This window comes from Pseudoruegeria sp. SHC-113 (assembly GCF_025376885.1).
Lineage (GTDB): Bacteria > Pseudomonadota > Alphaproteobacteria > Rhodobacterales > Rhodobacteraceae > Pseudoruegeria.
Genome location: NZ_JAHUBR010000001.1, coordinates 2,670,248 through 2,694,345 on the forward strand (window position 1 = coordinate 2,670,248; position 24,098 = coordinate 2,694,345).

23 protein-coding genes are annotated in these 24,098 nt (G+C 64.8%); 2 read left to right on the top strand and 21 right to left on the bottom strand.

Annotation, left to right across the window (positions count from 1 at the left end; translation table 11 throughout):
- Window positions 1–277 precede the first annotated feature (277 nt).
- From ftsZ to ftsW, 11 genes are all read right to left on the bottom strand, one after another.
- Window positions 278–1,906, bottom strand: coding sequence for a cell division protein FtsZ (gene ftsZ / locus KVX96_RS13130; RefSeq protein WP_261194958.1), 1,629 nt, complete (start codon window positions 1,904–1,906; stop codon window positions 278–280).
- A gap of 178 nt (window positions 1,907–2,084) precedes the next feature.
- Window positions 2,085–3,419 (bottom strand): cell division protein FtsA, encoded by a 1,335-nt coding sequence (gene ftsA / locus KVX96_RS13135; RefSeq protein ID WP_261194959.1) that lies wholly within the window; start codon window positions 3,417–3,419, stop codon window positions 2,085–2,087.
- The gene (locus KVX96_RS13140; RefSeq protein WP_261194960.1) at window positions 3,412–4,323 is read right to left on the bottom strand and encodes a cell division protein FtsQ/DivIB; all 912 of its coding nucleotides are present in this window, start codon (window positions 4,321–4,323) and stop codon (window positions 3,412–3,414) included. The genes ftsA and KVX96_RS13140 overlap by 8 nt, the downstream gene beginning before the upstream one ends.
- A complete protein-coding gene (locus KVX96_RS13145) occupies window positions 4,311–5,231 on the bottom strand; it encodes a D-alanine--D-alanine ligase (RefSeq protein ID WP_261194961.1) in 921 nt (306 codons plus the stop codon). Before KVX96_RS13145 ends, KVX96_RS13140 begins: the two co-directional genes overlap by 13 nt.
- 71 nt (window positions 5,232–5,302) lie before the next feature.
- Window positions 5,303–6,235: a UDP-N-acetylmuramate dehydrogenase gene (gene murB / locus KVX96_RS13150; protein WP_261194962.1), complete on the bottom strand. Its 933-nt coding sequence runs from the start codon at window positions 6,233–6,235 to the stop codon at window positions 5,303–5,305.
- Complete coding sequence (locus KVX96_RS13155) at window positions 6,232–6,591, bottom strand: hypothetical protein (RefSeq protein WP_261194963.1); 360 nt, start codon at window positions 6,589–6,591, stop codon at window positions 6,232–6,234. The genes murB and KVX96_RS13155 overlap by 4 nt, the downstream gene beginning before the upstream one ends.
- Window positions 6,592–6,622: 31 nt before the next feature.
- Window positions 6,623–6,880: a DUF2484 family protein gene (locus KVX96_RS13160; protein WP_261194964.1), complete on the bottom strand. Its 258-nt coding sequence runs from the start codon at window positions 6,878–6,880 to the stop codon at window positions 6,623–6,625.
- Entirely contained in the window at window positions 6,877–7,131 is a 255-nt protein-coding gene (locus KVX96_RS13165; protein ID WP_261194965.1) for a DUF2484 family protein, read from the bottom strand. Before KVX96_RS13165 ends, KVX96_RS13160 begins: the two co-directional genes overlap by 4 nt.
- Window positions 7,128–8,540 carry a UDP-N-acetylmuramate--L-alanine ligase gene (murC, locus tag KVX96_RS13170; protein ID WP_261194966.1) on the bottom strand — a complete coding sequence of 471 codons (1,413 nt, stop codon included), beginning with the start codon at window positions 8,538–8,540 and terminating at the stop codon, window positions 7,128–7,130. The genes KVX96_RS13165 and murC overlap by 4 nt, the downstream gene beginning before the upstream one ends.
- 11 nt (window positions 8,541–8,551) lie before the next feature.
- Window positions 8,552–9,661 carry an undecaprenyldiphospho-muramoylpentapeptide beta-N-acetylglucosaminyltransferase gene (gene murG / locus KVX96_RS13175; RefSeq protein ID WP_261194968.1) on the bottom strand — a complete coding sequence of 370 codons (1,110 nt, stop codon included), beginning with the start codon at window positions 9,659–9,661 and terminating at the stop codon, window positions 8,552–8,554.
- On the bottom strand, window positions 9,658–10,830 hold the full coding sequence (gene ftsW, locus KVX96_RS13180) for a putative lipid II flippase FtsW (RefSeq protein WP_261194970.1): 1,173 nt from the start codon (window positions 10,828–10,830) through the stop codon (window positions 9,658–9,660). The genes murG and ftsW overlap by 4 nt, the downstream gene beginning before the upstream one ends.
- Before the next feature lie 178 nt (window positions 10,831–11,008).
- Here ftsW and KVX96_RS13185 point away from each other — a divergent pair, with 178 nt between their 5' ends.
- A complete protein-coding gene (locus tag KVX96_RS13185; RefSeq protein WP_261194971.1) occupies window positions 11,009–11,722 on the top strand; it encodes a hypothetical protein in 714 nt (237 codons plus the stop codon).
- Between the two features lie 118 nt (window positions 11,723–11,840).
- Here the strand turns inward: KVX96_RS13185 and murD are convergent, their stop codons facing one another.
- The 10 genes from murD to KVX96_RS13235 form a co-directional block, all read right to left on the bottom strand.
- Window positions 11,841–13,241: a UDP-N-acetylmuramoyl-L-alanine--D-glutamate ligase gene (gene murD, locus KVX96_RS13190; protein WP_261194973.1), complete on the bottom strand. Its 1,401-nt coding sequence runs from the start codon at window positions 13,239–13,241 to the stop codon at window positions 11,841–11,843.
- A gap of 4 nt (window positions 13,242–13,245) precedes the next feature.
- Window positions 13,246–13,902, bottom strand: coding sequence for an SDR family NAD(P)-dependent oxidoreductase (locus KVX96_RS13195; RefSeq protein WP_261194975.1), 657 nt, complete (start codon window positions 13,900–13,902; stop codon window positions 13,246–13,248).
- On the bottom strand, window positions 13,902–14,987 hold the full coding sequence (gene mraY, locus KVX96_RS13200) for a phospho-N-acetylmuramoyl-pentapeptide-transferase (RefSeq protein ID WP_261194976.1): 1,086 nt from the start codon (window positions 14,985–14,987) through the stop codon (window positions 13,902–13,904). The genes KVX96_RS13195 and mraY overlap by 1 nt, the downstream gene beginning before the upstream one ends.
- Before the next feature lie 15 nt (window positions 14,988–15,002).
- Entirely contained in the window at window positions 15,003–16,442 is a 1,440-nt protein-coding gene (gene murF, locus KVX96_RS13205; protein WP_261194977.1) for a UDP-N-acetylmuramoyl-tripeptide--D-alanyl-D-alanine ligase, read from the bottom strand.
- The gene (locus KVX96_RS13210) at window positions 16,442–17,929 is read right to left on the bottom strand and encodes a UDP-N-acetylmuramoyl-L-alanyl-D-glutamate--2,6-diaminopimelate ligase (protein WP_261194978.1); all 1,488 of its coding nucleotides are present in this window, start codon (window positions 17,927–17,929) and stop codon (window positions 16,442–16,444) included. The genes murF and KVX96_RS13210 overlap by 1 nt, the downstream gene beginning before the upstream one ends.
- 17 nt (window positions 17,930–17,946) lie before the next feature.
- Window positions 17,947–19,731, bottom strand: coding sequence for a peptidoglycan D,D-transpeptidase FtsI family protein (locus KVX96_RS13215; protein WP_261194979.1), 1,785 nt, complete (start codon window positions 19,729–19,731; stop codon window positions 17,947–17,949).
- A complete protein-coding gene (locus KVX96_RS13220) occupies window positions 19,728–20,075 on the bottom strand; it encodes a cell division protein FtsL (RefSeq protein WP_261194980.1) in 348 nt (115 codons plus the stop codon). The genes KVX96_RS13215 and KVX96_RS13220 overlap by 4 nt, the downstream gene beginning before the upstream one ends.
- Window positions 20,075–21,079, bottom strand: a complete 1,005-nt coding sequence (rsmH, locus tag KVX96_RS13225; protein WP_261194981.1) for a 16S rRNA (cytosine(1402)-N(4))-methyltransferase RsmH — start codon at window positions 21,077–21,079, stop codon at window positions 20,075–20,077. Before rsmH ends, KVX96_RS13220 begins: the two co-directional genes overlap by 1 nt.
- A 3-nt stretch (window positions 21,080–21,082) precedes the next feature.
- Window positions 21,083–21,583, bottom strand: a complete 501-nt coding sequence (gene mraZ / locus KVX96_RS13230) for a division/cell wall cluster transcriptional repressor MraZ (protein ID WP_261194982.1) — start codon at window positions 21,581–21,583, stop codon at window positions 21,083–21,085.
- A gap of 725 nt (window positions 21,584–22,308) precedes the next feature.
- Entirely contained in the window at window positions 22,309–23,400 is a 1,092-nt protein-coding gene (locus KVX96_RS13235; RefSeq protein WP_261194983.1) for an Mrp/NBP35 family ATP-binding protein, read from the bottom strand.
- A gap of 244 nt (window positions 23,401–23,644) precedes the next feature.
- Between KVX96_RS13235 and KVX96_RS13240 the strand changes: the two genes are divergently transcribed.
- Complete coding sequence (locus KVX96_RS13240) at window positions 23,645–23,860, top strand: DUF1127 domain-containing protein (RefSeq protein WP_261194984.1); 216 nt, start codon at window positions 23,645–23,647, stop codon at window positions 23,858–23,860.
- The last annotated feature ends 238 nt before the right edge of the window (window positions 23,861–24,098 follow it).

The following is a 24,098-nucleotide window of genomic DNA, read 5'->3' on the forward strand; positions in this document are numbered from 1 at the left end:
CCCAAGGTTGCCGCCGGCACTTATGGCTCTTTCGGCTGCGCGTCAGGGGCGCGGCCTGGTTCTGCTCTCGTCCGGCACCCTCGAAGTAGAGGCGGGCGCTCATATTCACAACTCAAACATTGTAACCGTCTGAAACATGAAGATTCACAATGCGCGGATTTTTGCCGGCGTTTGCGCTATCAGCGCATAACCTCATGTAATCAAAGCAAAAGAGCCGGCACATGGCCGGCCCTTTCTGGAGGTAGTTCCTGAATTGTGACTTAACGTCACAAAGAAATCAGTTCGCCTGACGCCGCAGGAAGGCGGGGATCTCGATGCGGTCCTGCTCGGGATCGGCCTCGTTTTCCTCCTCGTAGGAGTGCATCGGCGGCTGCTGGCGCGCCGGGCTCTGGGCCGGGCCTTCGCCGTGGCCCGTCATGCGGCCAATGAGGCTGTTGATGCCAAAACGCGGCTTCTCGGCGGCCGGAGCCGGAGCGGGGCGCGGTGCGGCTGCCGGGCGCGGTGCGGCCTCGGGCGATTTCGCCACGGCGGCGCGCAGGCGGGCCAGCGCTTCCGGCGACGGCGTGCCCGGTGCCGGGGCACGCGGGGCAACGAAATCCTGCGCCGGGGTTTCCAGCGAGGCACGCGGCGCTTCCGGCTGGCGGGCCTGCGGCTGATGTGCCTGAGGCTGCTGGAATTGCGGCTGACGCTGCTGCGGCTGGTAGGCCGGCGGCGGCAGCTCATCGCTATCGTCCAGATCGTCGAAGATGTCTTCGGCCTGCTCGTTGGCGGCAAACTCCTGCGCGTTCATATCGCCAAAGAGCGTGGGCTCTTCCACGGCGACTTCGGCGGCAACCGGAGCGGCTTCCATGGCGACAGCCTCTTCTTCCGCGACCTCGGCAGCCGGTGCGAGCGGCTCGGCCAGGCGGCGGCGCGGCATCGGCATGTCGTCGGTCTTGGCGGCGGCGTCGATACCGGTGGCCACAACAGAGACGCGCATCGTGCCGTCCATCGAGGGATCCAGCGTGGAGCCGACGATGATGTTGGCGTCCGGATCCACTTCCTCGCGGATGCGGTTGGCGGCTTCGTCCAGTTCGAACAGGGTCAGATCGTGGCTGCCGGTGATGTTGATCAGCACACCGCGCGCACCGCGCAGGGAGATCTCGTCCAGCAGCGGGTTGGCGATGGCCTTCTCGGCGGCCTGAACGGCGCGATCCTCGCCAGAGGCTTCTCCGGTGCCCATCATGGCCTTGCCCATCTCGTCCATCACGGCGCGGACGTCGGCGAAATCGAGGTTGATCAGGCCCGGACGGACCATCAGGTCCGTCACGCCCTTCACACCCTGATAGAGCACGTCATCGGCCATCGAGAAGGCCTCGGTGAAGGTGGTTTTCTCGTTGGCGAGGCGGAACAGGTTCTGGTTCGGAATGATGATCAGCGTGTCGACGACCTTTTGGAGCGCCTCGACGCCCTCCTCGGCCTGACGCATGCGCTTAGCGCCTTCGAACTGGAAGGGTTTCGTCACCACGCCCACGGTGAGAACGCCCAACTCGCGTGCGGCCTGCGCGATGATCGGGGCCGCACCGGTGCCGGTGCCGCCGCCCATGCCGGCAGTGATGAAGCACATATGCGCGCCTGCGAGGTGATCCACGATCTCTTCGATGGTTTCCTCAGCGGCTGCCGCGCCCACCGTGGGGCGTGCGCCGGCACCGAGGCCCTCGGTGGCCTTCACACCCATCTGGATGCGGGCCGGAGCCTTGTTCTGCTGCAGCGCCTGCGCATCGGTGTTGGCCACGACGAATTCCACGCCGTCGAGCTCTTTTTCGATCATGTTGTTGACGGCATTGCCGCCCGCCCCACCGACGCCGAATACCGTAATCCGGGGCTTCAACTCTTCATGCTCTGGCATGGTGAGATTCAATGTCATTGGTCTGTCCGCCTGTTAATTTCGAGGACCGGTTTTCTCCGGCATTTTGTGCCTGTTCTGCACCAATTCTATCCACAGTTTTCCGAAACGTCATTAAAAAAACGCAGATTCCCCGCCAAATATGGCAGGGAAATTCCTTCGATTCGCGAGATTTCGCCGGGGATACGAAATGTAGGGGTTACCAGTTATCCCTGAACCACTTCACCGCCCGCTTGAGCGAACGTGCCGGATAACGGTCGTTGGGGATCTCGAAATCCCACCATTCGTCCTGCGGATGCGCCGCGAAGAGGCAGAGCCCCACGGAAGAGGAAAACGCCGCGCCGGTGGCTGCCTGCGGCAGGCCCTGCACGCGCAGGGGGCGGCCCAAGCGCACCTGCTGGCCAAGGATCTTGGAGGCAAGCCCATCAAGCCCCGGAATCTGGCTGCCGCCACCCGTCAGAACGATCTGCTGGCTGGGCAGATGCTCAAAGCCCGCCGCGTCCAGACGCTCCCGGACCTCTTCAAGGATCTCCTCCACGCGCGGGCGCATGATGCCGATCAGCTCCGCCCGGCTCACCGTGCGCCGGTCGCGCTCCCAGTCGCCGCAATCGCCGCCGATGTCGATCATCTCGCGATCATCCATGCCCGTGGCCACCACGCCGCCGTGCACCGTCTTGATGCGCTCGGCTTGCGTGAGCGGGATCTGCAGCCCCTTGGAGATGTCCGAGGTCACGCTGTCGCCGCCCAGCCGGACGCTGTCGGCGTAGATCATGTGTTTCTTGATGAAGATGGACATCCCGGTGGTGCCACCCCCGAGATCGATACAGGCCGCACCCAGCTCCTGCTCGTCTTCCACCAGCGAGGAGATGCCCGAGACATAAGCCGAGGAGGCCAGCCCGGCGACCTCCAGATCGCAGCGCTTGATGCAATGCAGCAGCGTCTGTATCGCCGCGCCGTCCACCGTGAGCAGATGCATGTCGGTGGCAAGGCGGTTGCCCACCTGCCCGCGCGGATCGCTCAGCCCGCTGCGGTGATCCAGCGCGAAATTCACCGGCTGAGCGTGCAGCACCTCGCGGCCCGGCCCGATGTCGGGCACGTCACAAGCCGCCAGCACGCGCGCCACGTCCTGCCCTTTCACCACGTCGTCATGCAATTCAATCGCGCCCGCCAGCCCGTAGGAGCGCGGCCGCGCGCCGGAGAGGCAGGCGATCACGTGATCCACCCGCACATTGGCCATTTTCTGCGCCGTCTGCACCACGGTGCGGATCGCGCGTTCGGTTTCCTGCAGCGTGTCCACTTCACCCAGCCGCACCCCGCGCGAGCGCGTTGTGGCCGCTCCGATCACCCTGAAGCTCGATTGCCCCGCCATGCTGCCGACGCCATCGGATTCCGAAAATTCCGCCGGGCCATCAAAGCGCAACACGAGGCAGCCGATCTTGGAGGTGCCCACGTCGAGGATGGCGATCACCCCCCGTTGCATCGCCGCCTGGCGCATGTTGCGCATCGCGCGCTGCTGTGCGTAAAGGTCACTCATTCCTGCTCACTCCCATTTGCTGGAGCTTGGCTTCCCGCAGTTCATCGGCCGCCGGTTTAGACAGCCGAAGCGTGGGCCGCTTCTCGTTCCGCATATCAATCGCCACCAGATCGCGCGCCAGCAGATCCTGCACCTTGTTCAGCGCGATAACCCGCTCCAAAGCCTGCACCGGACGCTCTTCGGGCAGCAGGATGCGCTGCCCGCGATCCAGCACCAGATCCCAGCGCCGCTCGCCCATGCGCACGAGGCCGCGCATGCGATCGGCAATCGGCTCGGCGGCCTTCAGCACCGCAAGCGCCTCGGGCACCGCCGCATTGGCCCCGTCGCCCGCCACCAGCGGCAGGTCGGGCCGCTGTGCCCGCGCCACGAGATGGGCCACGCGGTGGCCTTCGTGATCCAGAATTTCAATGGCGTCACGCCCGCGCCAGACAACTGCCGGCACGCGCTCTTCGATCTCCACCTGCAGGATACCGCCGGGGCGGATACGCAGATCCACGCGCGCCACGGCATCGAGCCCCTCCACCGTCTGGCGCATGGATTCCAGATCCAAATCGAAGGAGGAAATCGGGAAATCGACAGGCAGGATCTCGCGGATGTCTTCGCTCACCTCGATGGAGGCGCCGTCGATGGCCATCAGATTGACCATGAATTCAGGCCGCTCGGCCACGCTGCGGCGGATTTCGGCGATCTTGCCGCTCACCGCGTCGCGGCGCTCCTGCCCGGCAAAGAACACAGCGCCGCCAAGGGCGACGCACAGGATCGGCAGGCCGACCATGGTGAACTTGCGAAACGAAGGCGTGAGCCAGAGCCGCTGCATCCGGTAGGCCGCGCGGCTTGGGGCCGGATCGCGCGGCGCGACGGGCTGTTGGGGGGCGTTGCGGGCAAAGCCGCTCAACGGTCGCATGAGGCATCCTCCACCATCCAGCGGCAGAATGTGCCAAAGCTATACCCTGCGTGCTGCGCCTGTTCGGGCGAAAGCGAGGTGGGCGTCATGCCCGGCTGGGTATTGGTTTCCAGCAGGAAAAGCCCGGCAAGGCCCTTGGCCTCATCCCAGCGGAAATCGGTGCGCGAAACGCCCCGGCAGCCGAGCACCTGATGGGCGCGCAGGGCGTAATCGCGGCAGGCCTCGGTGATTTCGGCGGGGATATTGGCGGGCACCTCGTGTCGCGAGCCGCCGGGCTTGTATTTGGCGTCGTAATCATACCAGCCGTCGGTGAGGATGTCGGTCACGGCCAGCGCCTGATCGCCCATCACAGTGACGGTCAACTCGCGGCCCGGCACGAAGGCCTCCACCATGACCACCTCGGGCATGGCGTCATCGAGCTGGGGCGGGCCGTTGCTGGCCTCATTCACCAGATAGACGCCCACGCTGGAGCCCTCATTGTTGGGTTTCACCACATAGGGCGGGGTCAGCATATGGCGGGCGGAGACCTCGGCCTTAGGGGCCAGAACGCTCTCTACCACCGGAAGGCCTGCCACGCGGAACGCGGCCTTGCTGCGTTCCTTGTCCATCGCAAGCGCAGAGGCCAGCACGCCGGAATGGGTGTAGGGAATGCGGAGCCACTCAAGCAGCCCCTGCACGCAGCCATCCTCGCCCCAGCGGCCATGCAGCGCGTTGAAAACGACGCAATCGCCGATCTCCTGCAGACGCGCTGCAAGATCTGGCCCGGCGTCCAGCTCGATAACGGTGAATCCCTCGCCCCGGAGTGCGGCGGCGCATTCGCGCCCGGATGACAGCGAAACCTCCCGCTCAGCGGAAGGGCCACCCATCAGAACCACAACTGTCGGGGCTGTCCTGCTCGACATGCCCACTCTTTGCCTCGTTCACGCGGGCCTTTTGATATGGCCCGTCTTTTTCGTGAAACACCGCCCGGTTCGGGCGATCACTCTGCCGCCGGTTCGCCGACGCGCATGATTTCCCAGTCTAGCGTTATTCCGCTGTTTTGGAAAACCTTTTTTCGAACGAGTTCGCCCAGATTTTCAAGATCCGCCGCCGTGGCACCGCCGGTGTTGACCATGAAATTGGAGTGCATCTCCGACATCTGCGCCCCGCCGATGCGCGCGCCGCGCATGCCGGCGTCGTCGATCACCTTCCAGGCTTTCAGATCATGCACGTCATCGGCCTTGCCCGTGGAGCTGAACCCGGCCGGGTTGCGGAAGGTGCTGCCGGCGGTGCGCTCCTTGGTGGGTTGCGTCGCATCGCGCTTGGCGAGTTGCTCTTCCATGCGGGCGTGCAGCGTGGCGGGATCGCCATCTGCGCCTTCAAAAATGGCTTCCACCAGCACCCAGCCCTCGGGCAGATCGCTCTGGCGGTACTGGAAATTCAGATCCTGGGCGGTGAGCGTCACAAGCTCCCCTGCCCGCGTCACCGCCTTGGCCGAGACGAAGTGATCCGCCACGTAGCTGCCGTAGCAGCCCGCGTTCATCCGCACCGCGCCGCCGATCGCACCAGGGATCGTGCGCAGGAAGGTGAGATCCACGCCAGCATTCGCCGCCTTGCGCGCCACATGAGCGTCCAGCGCTGCGACGCCTGCCGTCACGCGCGTGCCCTCAATCGTGATGGAATTGAAGCCGCGCCCCATACGGATCACGGCGGCGCGCAAGCCGCCATCGCGCACGATCAGGTTGCTGCCCACCCCCATCGGAAACACCGGCATGGCGGGATCAAGCGCTTTCAGGAAATCCTGCAGATCGGCAAGATCGGCGGGTTGGAAGAACAGGTCGCAATGCCCGCCCACGCGCAGCCATGTGAGCCCGTCCAGCGCGCGGTTTTCCTGCAGGGTGCCGCGCACCTGCGGCAAGGCCAGCGTGCTCATTTGTAGCCGCGCGCCCAAGGCTCGATCCGGGTTGTCCAATACCACCCCACATAGCGGCCCAGCGGCCCGGCGGTGAGGATGTACAGCGCAATGGATGTTGCCCAGGACATGAAGCCGACGTAGCCCAGATACTCCACGTTGCGCTTCTGCAGCTCTTCATTCGGCCCGCGCCCATGGGTCACCACGTCGATCAGCGAGGAGAAGAAGGCGGTGATCGCATGCCAGACGGCATGAGCCGCGCGCACGGCAAACGCACAGAGCCGCGCCCCGGCCACCGCCAGCGCATGGCCCAGCTTCTGCACCCCGAAGAGCACAAAGAAGAAGGCAAACAGGAAGATGTTTTTCTGTCCGGTCATGGGCCCTGTGTGACGTGGTTGCGTTAAAGAATTATTTCGGCGCGGGCGAGAGCTGCCGTTTAATCCAGCGCCCTAAATATAGCAACGGCCAGCGCAAAGTCGAAGCCCCTGCGGCAAAAACGGCCAATCCTATCCAGGGGCCGTTCTGGTAGGTGACCCAGCCCAGAAGCGGCACACCGACGGCGATCAGCCCATAGGCGGCGGGCCAATGGTGGTGCTTGCTGGGGAACATGGCGATCAGATTCGCGATGACAACCCAGAGGCAGGCAAGGATGAGCGAGGGCGTCATTGCACCCGCCCTTTCCAACGATCCATTGCACGAATCCCGTAGTATTTCAGCGGCTTGCGGAACATCGACAGGAAAGCCGCAAACCCCGCCAACCCGATCCAGAGCCCATGCGCCCGCGCCAGCCAGACGATCAGCACCGGTGCCAGCGCCAGCAGGATCACGCCGGGTGCGAACTGGTGGCGCATGGGCAGCATGGCCACGCCAGTGGCCGCCACAACCCAGAGGCAGCAGGCCAGCAGCACCGGGCTCATGACGCTGCGTCCAGATCCTTCAGGCGCGCAGGCAACCCATGCGCCCAGGTGGAAATCGTGCCCGCCCCAAGGCAGACGACCATATCCCCCGGCGCGGCCTGCTCGCGCACCAGCCGCTCCAGATCCTCTTCGCTTTCCACTGCACGTGCGTGGCGGTGGCCGTGGCGGATCAGCCCTGCCACCAGATCATCGCGGCTCGCACCGGGGATCGGATCCTCACCGGCGGAGAAAACCTCGGAAATCCCCACCACATCGGCCTCGTTGAAACAGGTGCAGAAGTCCTCAAAGAGCGAGGCCAACCGCGAGTAGCGGTGCGGCTGGTGCACCGCGATCACCCGGCCTTCGCTGGCCTGCCGCGCGGCTTTCAGCACCGCTTCGATCTCCACCGGATGGTGGCCGTAATCGTCGATGATGGTGACACCGTTGATCTCGCCCACCTTGGTGAAGCGCCGGTTCACGCCGCCGAAACTGGCCAGCGCCTCGCGGATTTCCTCGCGCTTCATGCCGAGGTGGCGCGCCACGGCCACGGCCGACAGCGCGTTGGAGACGTTGTGATCGCCCGGCATCGGCAGGGTGCAGCCTTCGATCTTGCTGTCTTCGCCTTGCAGCAGGATGTCGAAATGCGCCACACCCGCCTTATACGTCAGGTTCACCGCGCGCACATCGGCCTGCGCGTTGAAGCCAAAGGTCACCACGCGGCGGTCGGTAATGCGGCCCACAAGCGCCTGCACCTCTGGATGATCGGTGCAGCAGACGGCCAGCCCGTAGAAGGGGATGTTGGAAACGAACTGGTGGAACCCTGCGCGCAGCGTGTCGAAATCGCCCCAGTGCTCCATATGCTCCGGATCGATGTTGGTGACGATGGCAATCGTTGCGGGCAGGCGGTTGAAGGTGCCGTCGCTTTCATCGGCCTCCACCACCATCCATTCGCCCTGCCCCATGCGCGCGTTGGAGCCATAGGCGTGGATGATGCCGCCGTTGATCACGGTCGGATCGATCCCGCCCGCATCCAGCAGCGTGGCCACCATCGTGGTGGTTGTCGTCTTGCCGTGGGTGCCGGCCACGGCGACGTTGGATTTCAGGCGCATCAGCTCGGCCAGCATCTCGGCGCGGCGCACCACGGGCAAACCTTGCGCGCGGGCGGCGTCGAGCTCGGGGTTGCCCGGCTTGATCGCGGAAGAAATCACCACGACCTCGGCATCCTGAAGGTTCTCGGCGCGCTGGCCGATGAAGATCTTCGCGCCCAGCCCGGCAAGGCGCTCGGTGATCTTGCTGTCCTTCAGGTCAGAGCCCTGAACGGTATAGCCGTGGTTCAGCAGCACCTCCGCGATGCCCGACATGCCAATCCCGCCGATCCCGACGAAGTGAATGGCGCCCAGTTCCAGCGGAAGTTTCGTTGCTGCACTCATTGTTTCTCTTTCTACGTGGCCGGGGCGTGGCGTGCCTGCCCGGCCAATTCCTTCACCATTTCCACGAGCCGCCCCGTTGCGTCCGGGCGCCCCTGCCCCAAAGCGGCCTGCGCCATCTGGCTGGCAGCATGGGCGTCGCCGAGGATCGCGCCTGTTTGCTCTGCCAGCGCTTCGGGATCAAGGGCGGATTCGGGGATCAGCACCGCCGCACCCGCCTCCACCAGCCCGCGCGCATTGGCGCTCTGGTGATCGTTTGTGGCGGCGGCAAAAGGCACGAGGATCGCCGGCCGCCCGATGATCGAGATATCGGCCACCGAAGAGGCCCCCGCCCGGCTGATCACCAGCTGGGCCTCGGCCATGCGGTCCGGGATGTCGGTGAAGAAGGGCTGCACGTAAGCGTTGATGCCATTCTCTGCGTAGAAAGCCTCGACCTCGGGTAGATCCTCGGCGCGCGCCTGATGGGAGATACGCAGGTGGCGGCGGATGCCTTCGGGCAGGAGCGCCATGGCCTGCGGCACGACCTCCGACAGGATGCGGGCGCCCTGAGAGCCGCCGATCACCAGAACGCTCATCGGATGATCGCCCGGCGCGATATAGGGCGCACCCGCACGCGCCAGCACGGCGGCGCGCACCGGATTGCCGGTGTGCACGCCTTCCACACCCGCAGGCAGTTCCGTGGGCCAGATGCCACAGGCGAAGGCATCCACCTTGCGGGCAAACTTGCGGTTCACAAGGCCGGGAAAGCCGTTCTGCTCATGGATCATGCGCGGCAGGCGCATCAGCCAGGCCGCCGCGATGGCCGGGAAGGACGGGTAGCCGCCAAAACCGACCACGACGGCCGGACGATCCTTGCGCATCTTGCCCATCGCCGCCATCACGCCACGCGCCAGCTTGAAGGGCACGCCCGCCTTGGCCGCGATGCCGCCGCGCGCAAACGTGGCTGAAGGAATCTGCTCGATCTCCACGGCCTCCGGGAAGCCGCCCGTATAGCGCGCGCCGCGCGCGTCGGTCGAAAGCTTCACCCGCCAGCCCAGATCCAGCATGGCCTCCGCCAATGCCTGTGCAGGAAACATATGGCCGCCGGTGCCCCCGGCCGCGATCACAAGAAGCGGCGCGCTCACCCGCCGTGTCCCCGGCGCAGGAAGTGGTCGCCGATCTCGCCCTGCGGGCGCGTGCGGGTCAGGGCCAGCAACATGCCGACGGCCAGCCCGCCTGCAATAAGCGAAGAGCCACCGTAGGAGACGAAGGGCAGCGTCATGCCTTTTGAGGGCAGAAGCCGCACCGCCACGCCGATGTTGATCAGCGCCTGCACGCCGAACATGCAAGCGAGGCCGGTGCCTGCGAGCCGGATGAAGGGATCGCGCTCCCGCATCAGCCGCATCAGGGAGCGGAAGGTGATGGTGGCATAGAGGCCGATGATGATCAGCACGAGGATCAGCCCGTATTCCTCGGCCGCCACGGCAATGATGAAATCCGTATGCGCATCGGGCAGCGACCATTTCACCTGCCCCTCGCCCACGCCGACGCCAAAGAAACCGCCCTCGCGGATGGCGTTGGTCGCGTAGCCCATCTGGGTGGTGGGATCGACTTCGGGGTTCAGGAAGCCATCGATGCGGCGCGCGAAATGCTCCGAGCTGTTATAGGCTACCGTTCCGGCCGCTACCACGGCCAGCGCCATGCCGATCAGCAGGACGAGCGGCGCACCGGCTACGAAATACATCACGCCCCAGCCAAAGAGCACAAGGCAGGCCTGCCCGAAATCGGGCTGCATGGCCAAAAGGCCGACGATGGTGATCACCAGCGCGAAAGAGATCGACTTGCCCGGGGGGCCGTTGATTTCCTGGCTGGCGGCCATCAGCCAGGCCGCCATGATCACGAAAACGGGTTTCAGAAACTCCGACGGCTGCACGGAGGCAAAGCCCAGCGAATACCAGCGCACCGCGCCCTTGCCGAAATCGGTGCCGAAGAACGGCAACAACAGAAGGGCCGCGAAGGCTGCGAAGAAACACATCACCCCAAGCCTGCGCACCATGACGGGCGTGAAGGTAGAGACAACAAACATCACCGAAAGCGCCATGCCGCCAAAGACAAGCTGCCGCTGTACATAATGATATTGCGAAAGCCCGTTGCGCTCGGCCAGCGGCACCGAGGCCGCAAGCCCCAGCAGCAATCCGATCACAAACAACAACAGGATGAAAGACAGCGACCACTTGTCCACCGTCCGCCACCATTTCGGAAGTACCGGCTCGCCGCTCTTCACGGGAGCCGCGCCATACACCATTTCCGTCATGGGAAACCGCCCAATTCTGCCTCTCGTACCGCCCGTTTTCCGGGTCTGGGCCAAAGTGTAGCCGGAAAAACCTGCCCGCGCTAGTCGCGAGATCGACATTTGCAGTTGGCCTACCGGGCGCGGCTTGCGCCCGGCGCCGGAGGTTTACATAGTTGTTACATTTTAAAAGGAGGCGGTGATGCCCGGACAGACGGCGCTCAAACAGGCCGAACGCACACTGAATGCCGTTGCTTTCCGTATCGGCACCGCGCTCTCGCCCGTTCTGCACGGGCGCGACCTGAAGAACCGCCTCACCTGCGGGCCCGGCGCGCCGAAGATGTATCAGACACTCTTCGTAAACCCGCGTGAGGTGGAATTCATGCTGCATGGCAAAGTGCCGGGCACCCGGCGGATCAAGCGGGAAGAAAGCGGCCGCGTGCTGGGGGGCGACTGGGAGGACGCCAAAGTCCGGATCAACGATTTCCCGAAAGCCCAATACCTGCACCGCCATTTCGTGGACGGCCTCAGTTGGGAGGACTGCGGCGCCCATGACTTCCTGATGACCGCGATCGAGACCTACGGCCACGGCGATGGCATCAAGACCCGCGAAGGCATGATCCGCCGTTACGACGCCCTGCAGCGAACTTTCGAGGATATGAAGGCCACGGGCCAGCTGAAATCCCGCCGCCAGCTCAAGGGCGGATCTCTGCGGGAAAAGGGCGGCATCACCATGCACGTGGGCCGCGACGGAATGCCCATCTTCGGCGGGGGCGGCACCCATCGATTGGTGATGAGCCAGATCCTCGGCCTGCCCCGCATCCCCACGCAGCTGGGCGTCACCCACCCCGACGCGATCGCCTCGGGCGCCTTCGCCGCGCTCAAATCCCGTGTCCCGCAGGATCCCCAGCGTTAGATCGCGGGGCTCTGCCCCGCACCCCGGGATATTTCCGGTCAGAAGATGGGGCCCCACTTTGTTCTAAAAATATCTCGGGGGAGTCGCCGAAGGCGGCGGGGGCAGAGCCTCCCTCGCCTTACCCTTTCAGCTGCGCGACGGCCGACATGAAGGCCTCGCCGCGCTTCTCGAAGTTGGGGAACTGATCAAAGCTGGCGGCGGCAGGGGCCAGCAGCACTGTATCCCCGGGTTCGGCTTCCGCGGCGGCGCGGGCGACGGCCGCCTCCATGGTTTCACAGATCTCATGCGGCGTGTCGCTGATCTGGAGCGCGAAGTCGCGGGCGGAAAAGCCGATCAGGTAGGCCTTGCGCACCTTGCCGAGCGCGCCCCTCAGGGCCTCGATGCCGCCCTCTTTCCCAAGACCGCCGGCGATCCAGCGGATGTTGTCAAAGGCCTGCAGCGCTTTTTCGGCACTGTCCACGTTGGTGGCCTTGCTGTCGTTTACGAAGGTCACGCCGCCAATCTCGGCCACGATCTGGGAGCGGTGCGGCAGGCCTTCGAAGCTTTGGAAGGCTTGTTCGATCAGCTTAGGCGCGATCCCCAGTGCACGTGTGGCGGCATAGGCGCAGCAGGCGTTTTGGTGGTTGTGCGCGCCCGGCAGGCCCTTGATGGCGCGCAGGTCGATCGCGGCCACCTGACGCCCCTTGCGCATCTCCGAGAGAAACCCTTTGCGTGCGAAGACGGACCAGCCGGGGCCGGCAAGCTTGCTTTCTGCGGAGACCCGGATCACCCGGTCATCGGCCGCACCCTGCGCCATCTGGTTGGCCAGATAGCGCCCTTCGGCCTCGTCGACGCCAATCACCGCACGGTCGGGGCCGCCTTCAGCAAAGAGCCGACGCTTGGCGGCGAAGTAGCCGCCCATGCCCGCGTGGCGATCCAGATGATCGGGCGAGAGATTGGTGAAGACGGCAATATCCGGTGTCAACGCGCGGGCCAGATCCGTCTGGTAGCTCGACAGTTCCAGCACCACCACCTCGCCATCCTGCGGTGGATCAATATCCAGCACGCCACGGCCGATGTTGCCTGCAAGCTGCGTCGGCTTTCCGGCTTCGCGCAAGATGTGGTGGATCAGCGCCGAGGTGGTGGATTTGCCATTGCTCCCTGTCACTGCGATCACGCGTGGGGGCGTGTCGAAATCGCCCCAGCTTTCGGCAGCGTAGGAGCGGAAGAACAGGCCGATGTCATTGTCCACCGGCACGCCCATCTCCCAAGCCTTGGCGATGTGGCGGTTCGGCTCCGGGTAGAGATGCGGGATGCCGGGCGAGGTGATCAGCGCGGCCACGCCTTCCCAGCTGGCATCGCGGGAGAGATCGGCGCAGGCAAAGCCCTCGGCTTCCGCCTTCTCGCGCGCCTCCGCGCTGTCATCCCAGCAGAGCGGCTCCGCGCCGCCAGCTTTCAGCGCGCGCGCCGTGGCGAGGCCCGAACGCCCCAGCCCCAGCACGGCCACTTTCTGCCCCTCATATCCAAGAACCGGAATCATGCGCTCACCACTCCAAGGGTTTCTGATCGCGGAAGAAGCCGCCCGGCGGCCCGTCCGTCGCGAGATTGGCCAGCCAGAGCGCCGTTTGCGCGCCCTCTTCGGGCGTGCGCGGCGCGCCGGCCCCGCCCATGCGCGTGGCGACCCAGCCCGGGCACATGGCGTTTATCTTCACAGTTTGGGCAGGCAACTCGCGTGACAGCGCCAGTGTGAGCGCGTTCAGCGCCGCCTTGGCCACGCCATAGGCGTTGGGCCCGTGCAGCCCTTGCGAAAACGCGCCCCAGTCGGACGAGAGGTTCACGATGCGCCCGTATCCTCGCGCGACCATGCCGGGCGCGAGCGCGCGGATCAGATCGAAGGGCCCTTCCACCATGACGGCCATACAGGCGGCAAAGCCTGCCGGGTTGGCGAGCATCCCGCCCTCGGGCAGGACGCCTGCGTTGTTGATCAGGATGTCGAACGCGCCTGCGTCCGAGATGGCGGCGCGGCTTTGCAGATCGGTCAGATCCAGCGGCACGGCCTGCGCCCCGATCGCCTCGGCCACGGAGGCCCCGCCAGTCATGTCCCGCACGCCGATGACAACCTCATGGCCTTGCGCCACCAGCCCTTCGGCGATGGCGCGGCCAATGCCTCGGTTGCCGCCGGTGACGAGCGCGCGCGGCATCAGCGGATTTTCAGGGTGGCCAGCCCGATCAGCGCGAGGATCAGCGAGATGATCCAGAAACGGATCACGATCTGGCTTTCCGCCCAGCCGCGTTTCTCGAAATGGTGATGGATCGGGGCCATGAGGAAGACGCGTTTGCCCGTCATCTTGAAGTAACCGACCTGGATGATCACCGAGAGCGTTTCCACCACGAAAAGCCCGCCGACGATGCCCAGCACCAGCTCGTGCTTCGTGGCAATCGCGATGGCCCCAAGTGCGCCACCCAGGGCAAGCGATCCGGTGTCGCCCATGAACACGGCTGCAGGCGGCGCGTTGTACCACAAAAAGCCTAGCCCGCCGCCGATCAGCCCGGCGCAGAAAATCAGGATCTCCCCGGTGCCCGGCACGTAGTGAACCTCCAGGTAATCGGTGAAGTCGACCCGGCCCACCGCATAGGCAATCGCGCCCAGCGTGCCGGCGGCGATCATCACCGGCATGATCGCGAGCCCATCGAGCCCGTCTGTCAGGTTCACCGAGTTCGCCGCGCCGACGATGACGAAAATCGTGAAGGGAATGAAGAAGATGCCGAGGTTCAGCAGCAGATCCTTGAAGAAGGGAAAGGCCAGATGATTGGCCAGATCGGCGGGCTGCACCCAGGCCGTCCAGACGGCCGCGATTGCGCCGATCCCGCAGCCCAACAACAGGCGCACCCGGCCCGGCACCCCTTTCGGGTTGTTATGCGCGACCTTCTGGTAGTCATCGATGAAGCCGATCAGCCCGTAAGAGAGCGTCACGAAGAGGATCATCCAGACATAGGGGTTATCCCAGCGCGCCCAGAGCAGTGTGGAGACGATTACCGCGCCAAGGATCAGAACCCCGCCCATCGTCGGCGTGCCCTGCTTGGTTTCAAGGTGGCTGGCGGGGCCATCGGTGCGGATCGGCTGGCCGTTGCTCTGCTTGGCGCGCAGCAGGTTGATCAGGGGGCGGCCGAAGATGAAGCCGAAGATCAGCGCCGTGAAAAAGGCGCCACCGGCGCGCAGGGTAATGTAGCGGAAGAGGTTGAACACATCCCCGCCGTCGGAAAACTCGGTCAGCCAGTACAGCACGTCACACGCCCTCGGTCAGTCTTTTGCGGCCTTGCGGCCTTGTTTTCGGATCGCGTCCACAACGCGCGACACATACGACCCTTTGGAGCCCTTTACCAAGATAACATCACCGGCATCCAGCAAATGATGCGCCTTGGCCACGAGCGCATCGGCTTCGGCGACCCAATGGCCGCGTTTCTGCGGCGGCAGCGCATCCCAGAGGTGTTTCATGCGCGGGCCGACGCAGTGGATCAGGGTGAAGCTCTGCAGCGCGTCGTTCTGCGCCAGCGCGCGGTGCTGCGCGGCCTCGTCCTCGCCCAGTTCCAGCATGTCGCCCAGAATGGCGATGCGCCGCCCGCGCGAGACCTTGCCCAGCCCGTCCTTCGGCTTGCTGGCGGCCAGCACCTGAAAGGCGGCGGCCATGGACACCGGGTTGGCGTTGAAGGCGTCATCGATCAACTCGATGGCCAGATCATCCTCGGTCGGGTCAAGGATGATGATTTCCTTGGTGCCCCGCCCGGCCGGCGGCTGCCAAAGCGCCATGTCGGAGGCCGCAAGGCCGATGTCGCCGCCCACGGCCTCGACACAAGCCAGAACACCGAGCGCGTTGAGCGCGAAATGCGGTGCGGGCAGTGAGAGCTTGAAGAGCACATGCTCGCCCGCTGCCGTGGCGCGGATCACCGTGGCTTCGGGGGAAAGTGCTACGGTTTCAAGCACGTAGTCGGCATCTTTCGCCGTCCCGAAACGGACTACCGTGGCCGCCTTTGCGGCGGCAACCTCAGCAAGGATCGGAGCGGTGGGCACATCGGTGTTGAAGATCGCGGTGCCGCCTTCGGTGAGCCCCTCGAAGATCGACGCTTTCTCATGGGCGATCCCGTCAATCGACTCGAAGGCCTCCAGATGGGCGGGCGCGACGGTGGTGATCAGTGCCACATGGGGCGCGGCCATGCGCGACAGCGGTGCGATCTCGCCGGGGTGGTTCATGCCGATCTCGATCACGGCGAAATCGGCATCTGCGGGCAGGCGCGCCAGCGTGATCGGCACCCCCCAATGGTTGTTGAAGCTCTTCTCGGCGGCATGGACCTTGCCCTGCCGCTCCAAAACCGTGCGCAGCATTTCCTTGGTCGAGGTCTTACCCACAGAGCCTGTCACCCCGATCACCTTGGCGCGGCTGCGCGCCCGGCCTGCGCGGCCCAGATCTTCCAGCGCGGTGAGCACGTCAGCGACGAGCAGCAGCGGCGCATCCGCAGGCACCCCGTCGGGAATGCGAGAGACAAGCGCCGCGCCCGCACCCTTTTCCAGTGACTGTGCCACGAAATCATGCCCGTCGCGCACATCCTTCAGCGCCACGAACAGCTCGCCCGGCTCAATCGAGCGGGTGTCGATCGAGATGCCGCTTACCGCCCAATCGCCGCCGTGCGCCTCGCCACCAGTGGCCATTGCCGCGTCCTGCGCGCTCCAGAGGGGAGTGTTCATCACAGCCTGCCTTCCAGCGCGGCCACCGCCACGCTTGCCTGTTCCGCATCGTCAAAGGGCAGCACATCGTCGCCGATCACCTGCCCGCTCTCATGGCCCTTGCCCGCGATCAGCAGCACGTCGCCGGGCTGCAGCGTGTCCACCGCGCGCAGGATCGCCTCGGCGCGGTCGCCCACCTCGGTGGCTTCGGGGCAGCCTTCCATCACCATGGCACGGATGCTCGCGGGCTCTTCGCTGCGCGGGTTGTCATCGGTCACGAAAACAACATCGGCATGCGCTGCCGCCGCCTGCCCCATCAGGCGCCGCTTGCCCTTGTCGCGATCCCCGCCCGCGCCGACGATCACCACGAGCCGCCCCATCACATGGGGGCGCATCGCTTTCAGTGCCGTGGCCACCGCATCCGGCGTATGTGCGTAATCCACAAACACCGCAGCGCCGTTTTCGCGCGTGGCGGCAAGCTGCATCCGGCCCCGCACGGTTGTCAGATCGCCCAGAACCTCGAAAACACGCGGCGCATCGGCCCCGGCGGCGATCACGAGGCCACAGGCCAGCAGCACGTTCTCGGCCTGAAAGCCGCCGATGAGGTTGAGCCGCGCGGTGTAGGCCTTGCCCTCGAACTGAAAGAGCAGATCCTGCCCCGTCGCATCAAAGCGCTGCGCGGTGAGGCGCAGATCCGCCCCCTGCCCGCGCCCGACGCGCAACACGCGCTGGCCGCGGCCTTCCGTGATGGCGCAGACCTCTTCGCCCTTGGGATCGTCGATGTTCACCACCGCCACACCCTCTTCGGGCAGCACGCGGGTGAAGAGCCCCATCTTGGCCTCGAAATAGGCCTCGAAGGTCTCGTGGTAATCCAGATGATCTTGCGTGAAATTGGTGAACCCGGCCGCCGCCAGCCGCACGCCATCCAGCCGCCGCTGGGAAAGCCCATGCGAGGAAGCCTCCATCGCGGCATGGGTCACACCGGCGTCGGCGCATTGCGCCAGCGCCCGGTGCAGGGTGATCGGCTCCGGCGTGGTATGGGCGAGCGGCGCGGTGAAACTGCCCTCGACGCCCGTGGTGCCGAGGTTCACCGCCTCTTCGCCGAGAAGGTTCCAGATCTGGCGGCAGAAGGTCGCCACGCTTGTTTTGCCATTTGTACCGGTGACGGCGACCATGGTTTCGGGCTGCGCGGCAAACCAGAGCGCCGCAGCATAGGCCAGCGCGAGGCGCGGATCTTCCACCACCACAAGCGCGGCCTCGCTTTGGGCAAGCTCTGCCTCTGCGATGCGCGCGCCTTCCGGATCGGTCAACACCGCGCCCGCGCCCATGCGCAGGGCGTATTGGATGAATTCTCCACCATGGATCTTGCTGCCCGGAAGGGCCGCGAAAAGATGGCCTTCCTTCACGGTCCGGCTGTCCACCGACAGCCCCGTGATCTGCGCGTCGCGCCCGCCCCGGGCATTGAGCCCAAGCGCCGCGAGCGATCTTGCCTCAGCCTGCCCGGCCATGCGCTCGCCCCTGTTCGTTAGTTCGAGGTGAGTGTTATCGCAACTTCCGGCAGGGGTGCAATCTGGGGCCGCACGCCAAGGAGCGGCGCGGTGCGCTCGATCAGCTCCGCCGCCACCGGCACAGCCGTCCAGCCCGCCGTGCGGCGCTCTTCGCCGAGGGCAAAAGTCTTGGGTTCATCCAGCGTCACGATCACCACGTATTTCGGGTCATCCGTCGGGAAAACCGAGGCAAAGGTGGCAATTACGCGATCCTTGTAATAGCCGCCACCGGTTTCCTTCGGCTTGTCGGCGGTGCCGGTTTTGCCGCCCACCGAATAGCCTTCGACCTTGCCAAAGCTCGCCGTGCCGCGATCCACCACCTGCCGCAGCATGTCGCGCAGGATGGCGGAAGTTTGCGCACTCACCACGCGCTCGCCGCGCTGGGGGCCTTCCTGCCGCAGAATCGTCGGCGTGATCCGCGTGCCGCCGTTGAGCACGCTTGCATAGCCTGCCGCCAGATGCAGCGGGCTCGCCGACAGCCCGTGGCCGTAGGAGATCGTCATCGTCGAGATGTCGGACCAGTTCTTGGGCAGAAGCGGCTTGGCGCTGGGGCCTTCCACGAGCTCAACTTCGGTGGGCTCGAAGAAACCGAGCTTCTTCATGAACTCCTGCTGGCGCGGGGTGCCGATCATCATCGCCATGCGGGCGGTGCCGATGTTGGAGGATTTCACGATCACATCCGTCACGGACAGCTGCGGGCCGTAGTTCTTGAAATCGCGGATCCGGTGGCGGCCCCACGTCATCGGGCCGGTGGTGTCGACCATGGTGGAGGCATTCACCAGCCGTTCCTCTATGGCCTGCGCCGCGGTGAAGATCTTGAAAGTGGAACCCAATTCGTAAACGCCCTGCACCGCGCGGTTGAAGAGCGGGCTGTCAGAGGGCGAGCCTTCCACGGCGGGGCGCGGGCGGTTGTTGGGGTCGAAATCCGGCAGCGAGGTCATCGCGATGATCTCGCCGGTGTGGGCGTCAAGGATGATCCCCGTCGCGCCCTTGGCCTGCATCAGCTGCATGCCGCCGTTCAGCACATGGCGCATGGCGGCCTGCACCGTCAGATCGATCGACAGCTGCAGCGGCGCGCCCTGGTTGGCCGGATCGCGGAGGTAATCGTCAAAAATCTTCTCCACCCCCGCCACGCCGACGACTTCCGCCGAATGCACGCCTTCGCGCCCGAAGGAAGCGCCGCCAAGGATATGCGCGGCCAGTTTGCCGTTAGGATAAAGCCGCATCTCGCGGGGGCCAAACATGAGGCCCGGATCGCCGATGTCATGCACGGCTTGCATCTGCTCAGGGCTGATTTTCTTCTTGATCCACAGGAACTTGCGCTTGCCGGTGAAATCCTTCACCAGCCGCTCTTCCTTGAGGTCGGGGAAGATCTTCACCAGCTCCCGCGCCGCGCGTTCCTTGTCGATCATGATCGGCGGCTGCGCGTAAAGCGAATGGGTGAAAAGGTTCGTCGCCAGCACATTGCCGTTGCGGTCCACGATGTCGGAACGCTGCGCGAGGATCTCGGAGCCGGAGGCCGCCGCGCGGGGCTCGCGCGGCTCGATGGAGGCGATATGCGCCATGCGCACGCCCACCAGAGCAAAGGCGCAGACAAAGGCCGCGCCCAGAACCAGAAGCCGCCCTTCGGCCCGGTTGCGGGCCTTGTCGCGCATTTCCTCGTGGCGCTGGCGGATATTTTCCTTCTCGATTGCGTCGGGGTTTTCCCCTTTCGCCCGAGCCTCAAGAATACGCGCCAGCGGGCGCAGAGGGATGCGCGTCATGGCTGCTGCTCCACCATCCCGGCGACCTCGATCGGGTCGGTGATCGGAAGAAGCTCGGGCTGCGGATAGGCGACCTGATCGGTGGTGCCGAAATGGCCCGGCTCAAGCGGCAGCAGGCCCAGCGTGTCGAAGTTCAAGGCGGCCAGTTCACGCAGGCGTTCGGGGCGGTTCAGGTAGGCCCATTCGGCTTTCAGAACCGCAAGCCGCTCGCGTTTGGCCGCGATCTGCCCCTGCAGGCGCTCCACCTTCTTGAGCGCCTCCTGCGTGGTGTAATTCTCGTGGTAGGCTTTGAAGGCCAGCCCCATCACGGCAAGGATCGTCACGATATAAAGAATGTTACGCATCAACGGCGCCCCCCTGCTTTTTTCTTGGCTCCCGGCAACCCCAGCACGGCCCGATCCACCGGGCCAGATGGCGCATCGGTGCGGATACCGACCCGCAGTTTCGCAGAGCGCGACCGCGGGTTTTCGGCCAGTTCCTGATCGTCCGGCCCGACGGCTTTGCGGGTCTTCATGGTGAATTGCGGCGCATCCTCGGCGGCTTCGGGCGCGTAGCGGTTGGCCCGCCCACCGCCGCCGGAGCGGGCCTGAAAGAAGCGCTTCACGATCCGGTCTTCCAGTGAATGGAAGGTGACAACGGCCAGTTGCCCGCCGGGACGCAGGGCCCGCTCGGCGGCTTCAAGCCCTTCGACGAGCTGGCCGAATTCATCGTTCACATGGATGCGGATCGCCTGAAAGCTGCGTTTGGCCGGGTGGCTCTGGCCCGGTTTCGGGCGCGGCAGGCAGGATTCGATCACGCTGGCCAGTTGCAGGGTGCGGGTGAAGGGCTCGGCCTCCCGAGCCCGCACAATCGCGCGGGCAATCCGGCGCGAGGCGCGCTCCTCGCCAAAGAGATACAGCACATCGGCGATCTCTGCCTCGTCCGCCTCATTGACGAAATCCGCTGCCGAGAGGCCGGCCTGGCTCATGCGCATGTCGAGCGGGCCGTCCTTGTTGAAGGAAAACCCCCGCTCCGCCAGATCAAGCTGCATGGAAGAGACGCCCAGATCGAGCACCACGCCATCGAGCGGCGTGTCGTGGTAGGTATCCAGCTCGGAAAACGTGCCCTCGACGAGCTTCAGCCGGTCGCCATAATCGCCCACCCAGCCTTTCGCCATGTCGAAGGCCAGCGGGTCACGGTCCACGCCGATGACAAGATCCGCGCCCTCGGCCAACAGGCCCTTGGTGTAGCCCCCGGCCCCGAAAGTGCCGTCCAGCCAAGTGCCAGACACGGGCGCGACGGCCGCCAGAAGCGGACGCAGCAGAACGGGAATATGGGGAGCGTTAGCGGAGGAAGCGGCAGCGGCCACGGCTCAATCCTCCTCGTCACCATCCAGATACTCGGAAGGATCTGTGTCCGGATCGAAGTCGTCATCCTCTTCGAGCCCTGCGTAGATCTCTTCGTCGTAGGTCTCCGGTTTCCAGATTTCGAACGTGTCGCCGTTGCCGGCGCACATCACGCCCGACTCAAGGCCAATCTTCTCGCGCAGGTTCTTGGGCAGAACGAGGCGGCCTGTGTCGTCGATCGTGGTTTCGATGGATTGGGTCATGTAGAGGCGTTGCAGCGCCTTGCGCTTCTTGGAACCGCGCGGGAGCTTCGCGATCTTGCGCTCCACGCTGTCCATCGCCTCAACGGAAAAACATTCAAGGAAGCTGCGGCTTTCGCCACCGTAGACAACGATCAGCCGGGGCGCGTCGCCGCTTTTCCATTCGGGATCACAGGCTTCGAGCACACGACGAAACGGGGCCGGAATAGACATCCTGCCCTTCGTATCCACCTTGTTCAGGTGTTCGCCTCTAAAACTCGTCGCCACTGTCCCTCGCGGCCTCTCGCTGTTGTTCTGCGTTGCCCCGCGATGTGCGGGGCCCGGAATGGAAAACGGCGAATTGAGCTGCTGCCACTGCCCAATTCGCCGCCCTCGTCCCATCTCTGGGGTGTCCAGCTACGCGCGCCACCTGGGGGGATGTCTGCTCGCTCGCGCGCCGGATCTCTTGGTTCGATGAAATCGGGTGCCTGTATGAAACCTGACTTGGTGCCTTGTTCGGGGTTCTTTGTGTGCCCCTTGTGAGCCCGTCCTCATCGTGGGTTTAGGAATGGCATGGGAATTCATGGCAATCAACACCTAATTTTGGCACCCGGCCCAGATTTCGCCTGAATCCACAGGCACCAAATACAGGAAATCCACCGCAAAACCGGGGTTTTTCACTAGATGTATGATTCGAAGAGGGGTGCGCCGCCTAGATATAGAGGCCGCGATTCCGGCCACTTTTTCCCAAATTTTTTCCGGCTTCAACCGGCGCGCAGGTGAGCTGTTGCCCGCAAGCCACGGAAAATGACACATTTTCGCCGTATTTGCGGCCTCACTCCCAATGAAACGGGGCAAATTCCATGAGTCGAGGCCGAAAAAAGGGCGCGGCCTCCCGGCTGCGCCCCATGCGGGCAAATCTGTTCCCGCAAATTCCCATCTGCGCGGCTTTCACCCACCTCGTGCCCATGATTTCCCAAGAGCAGCCCGGAGGCCGCCCCGGTTTCAGGCGATCAGGCCATGCCGCCGGCCACCAGCCGATGCGCCAGCCGCGCGTAGGCCTCTGCCGGTGCGCCCTCGCCCAGTGCCACGGGGCTGCCCGCATCGCCTGCCAGCCGCACATCCAGATCCAGCGGCATCTCGCCAAGGAAGGGCACGCCCAGCCTCTCGGCCTCGGCCCGAACACCGCCATGACCAAAGAGATGCGCCTCATGCCCACATTTGGGACATATATATGTGGACATATTCTCCACGAGCCCCAGAACCGGTGTGTTGAGCTTGCCGAACATGTCGAGCGCCTTGCGCGCATCCAGCAGCGCAACGTCCTGCGGGGTTGAAACAACGATGGCCCCGGTGAGTTGGGTTTTCTGGCACAACGTGAGCTGCACATCGCCCGTGCCCGGCGGCAAATCCACCAGCAGAACGTCTAGCTCACCCCAAGCCACCTGCGTGAGCATCTGCTGCAAGGCCCCCATCAGCATCGGCCCGCGCCAGACAACCGCTTGATCCGGGTCCACCATGAAGCCGATCGACATCAGCGTCACGCCATGGGCCTTCAGGGGAATGATCGTTTTGCCATCAGGCGAGGCCGGGCGCTGATTGATCCCCATCATGCGCGGCTGAGAAGGGCCGTAGATGTCGGCATCCAGCAGCCCCACCTTGCGGCCCTGCTTCGCGAGTGCCACTGCAAGGTTGGAAGAAACGGTGGATTTGCCCACACCGCCCTTGCCGGAGCCAATGGCCAGAACGCGGTCCACGCCCGCCACCTGCATCGGCCCCTGTTGCGGTGTGGGATGGCGCCCCACCTTCAGGCTGGGCGCTACCCCTTGCGCGGGCGCGGGCGCGGGCTTTGGGGACGGGCCATGCGCTGTGAGCACGGCTGAAACCTGCGCCACACCGGGCAGCGCCCGCACCGCCGCCTCTGCCGCTGCACGCACTGGCTCCAGCGCACGGGCCGCCTCGGCGCTCTCCGCCTCGATGACGAACCGGACCGAGTCGCCCTCGACCTGCAGCGCGCGCACCAGATCTGCCGATATCACATCAGCAACACCCCCAGCGGTAACGCCGCGTAACGCCTTGACAACTTCTTCCCGCGAAACCGCCATTTCTGAGTCCTTTCCACTGTTTCAGCCCCTAGGTGTGCCCCTTCTGCCAAAGGGGCAAGAGGACACAACGGCCCGCGCGCAAAAAACCAACCATTTGATTAAAAAATAGGTCAGCACGACATATGCATTTGCTGCATAGCAGCGTTGATCCGGTTTGGGATTGTGCATCTGCAGCATTCACCTAAATTAGTTCTCGTTAGCGCAATCGAGCGTATCCGAACAAAACCGAAGAAGAGACGAGCCCATGGCTATCGCATCGAACATCACCACCGTGAATGCTGGCGCATTCGACCGCATCCAGGCCGCATTCGGCGCCCTGTCTGAGCGTGTCGCCCAGTACAAGCTGTACCGCGCCACGATCAACGAACTGCAAGAGCTCTCCAACCGTGAGCTCGCTGATCTGGGCATCTCCCGCTCGATGATCAAGCGCCTCGCCTACGAGGCGGCCTACAAGAACTGAGTTTCCTTTCGGGTGCCCCGCTCCTCCTCCCTTGGGGCCCCTGAAAATCGGCGGTGACGCGCTCCTCCTCCCTGCGTCACCGCCCCAGATACCGGGCACATGCCCGTGTGATGCAACGGATCCCTCTCCTCCTCCCTGGGATCCCGCGCAAACGCGAAGGATCCCCTCCTCCTCCCTGGGATCCCAAGCTCTCATCGGTGGCACCCCTCCTCCTCCCTGGGTGTCACCGATCCAGTTT

Coding starts and splice junctions, on each gene's coding strand:
- ftsZ (WP_261194958.1), bottom strand. CDS start 1,906: ATGACATTGAATCTCACCATGCCAGAGCATGAAGAGTTGAAGCCCCGG.
- ftsA (WP_261194959.1), bottom strand. CDS start 3,419: ATGAGTGACCTTTACGCACAGCAGCGCGCGATGCGCAACATGCGCCAG.
- KVX96_RS13140 (WP_261194960.1), bottom strand. CDS start 4,323: ATGCGACCGTTGAGCGGCTTTGCCCGCAACGCCCCCCAACAGCCCGTC.
- murB (WP_261194962.1), bottom strand. CDS start 6,235: ATGAGCACGCTGGCCTTGCCGCAGGTGCGCGGCACCCTGCAGGAAAAC.
- KVX96_RS13155 (WP_261194963.1), bottom strand. CDS start 6,591: ATGACCGGACAGAAAAACATCTTCCTGTTTGCCTTCTTCTTTGTGCTC.
- KVX96_RS13160 (WP_261194964.1), bottom strand. CDS start 6,880: ATGACGCCCTCGCTCATCCTTGCCTGCCTCTGGGTTGTCATCGCGAAT.
- KVX96_RS13165 (WP_261194965.1), bottom strand. CDS start 7,131: ATGAGCCCGGTGCTGCTGGCCTGCTGCCTCTGGGTTGTGGCGGCCACT.
- murC (WP_261194966.1), bottom strand. CDS start 8,540: ATGAGTGCAGCAACGAAACTTCCGCTGGAACTGGGCGCCATTCACTTC.
- ftsW (WP_261194970.1), bottom strand. CDS start 10,830: ATGACGGAAATGGTGTATGGCGCGGCTCCCGTGAAGAGCGGCGAGCCG.
- KVX96_RS13185 (WP_261194971.1), top strand. CDS start 11,009: ATGCCCGGACAGACGGCGCTCAAACAGGCCGAACGCACACTGAATGCC.
- murD (WP_261194973.1), bottom strand. CDS start 13,241: ATGATTCCGGTTCTTGGATATGAGGGGCAGAAAGTGGCCGTGCTGGGG.
- KVX96_RS13195 (WP_261194975.1), bottom strand. CDS start 13,902: ATGCCGCGCGCGCTCGTCACCGGCGGCAACCGAGGCATTGGCCGCGCC.
- murF (WP_261194977.1), bottom strand. CDS start 16,442: ATGAACACTCCCCTCTGGAGCGCGCAGGACGCGGCAATGGCCACTGGT.
- KVX96_RS13210 (WP_261194978.1), bottom strand. CDS start 17,929: ATGGCCGGGCAGGCTGAGGCAAGATCGCTCGCGGCGCTTGGGCTCAAT.
- KVX96_RS13215 (WP_261194979.1), bottom strand. CDS start 19,731: ATGACGCGCATCCCTCTGCGCCCGCTGGCGCGTATTCTTGAGGCTCGG.
- KVX96_RS13220 (WP_261194980.1), bottom strand. CDS start 20,075: ATGCGTAACATTCTTTATATCGTGACGATCCTTGCCGTGATGGGGCTG.
- KVX96_RS13235 (WP_261194983.1), bottom strand. CDS start 23,400: ATGGCGGTTTCGCGGGAAGAAGTTGTCAAGGCGTTACGCGGCGTTACC.
- KVX96_RS13240 (WP_261194984.1), top strand. CDS start 23,645: ATGGCTATCGCATCGAACATCACCACCGTGAATGCTGGCGCATTCGAC.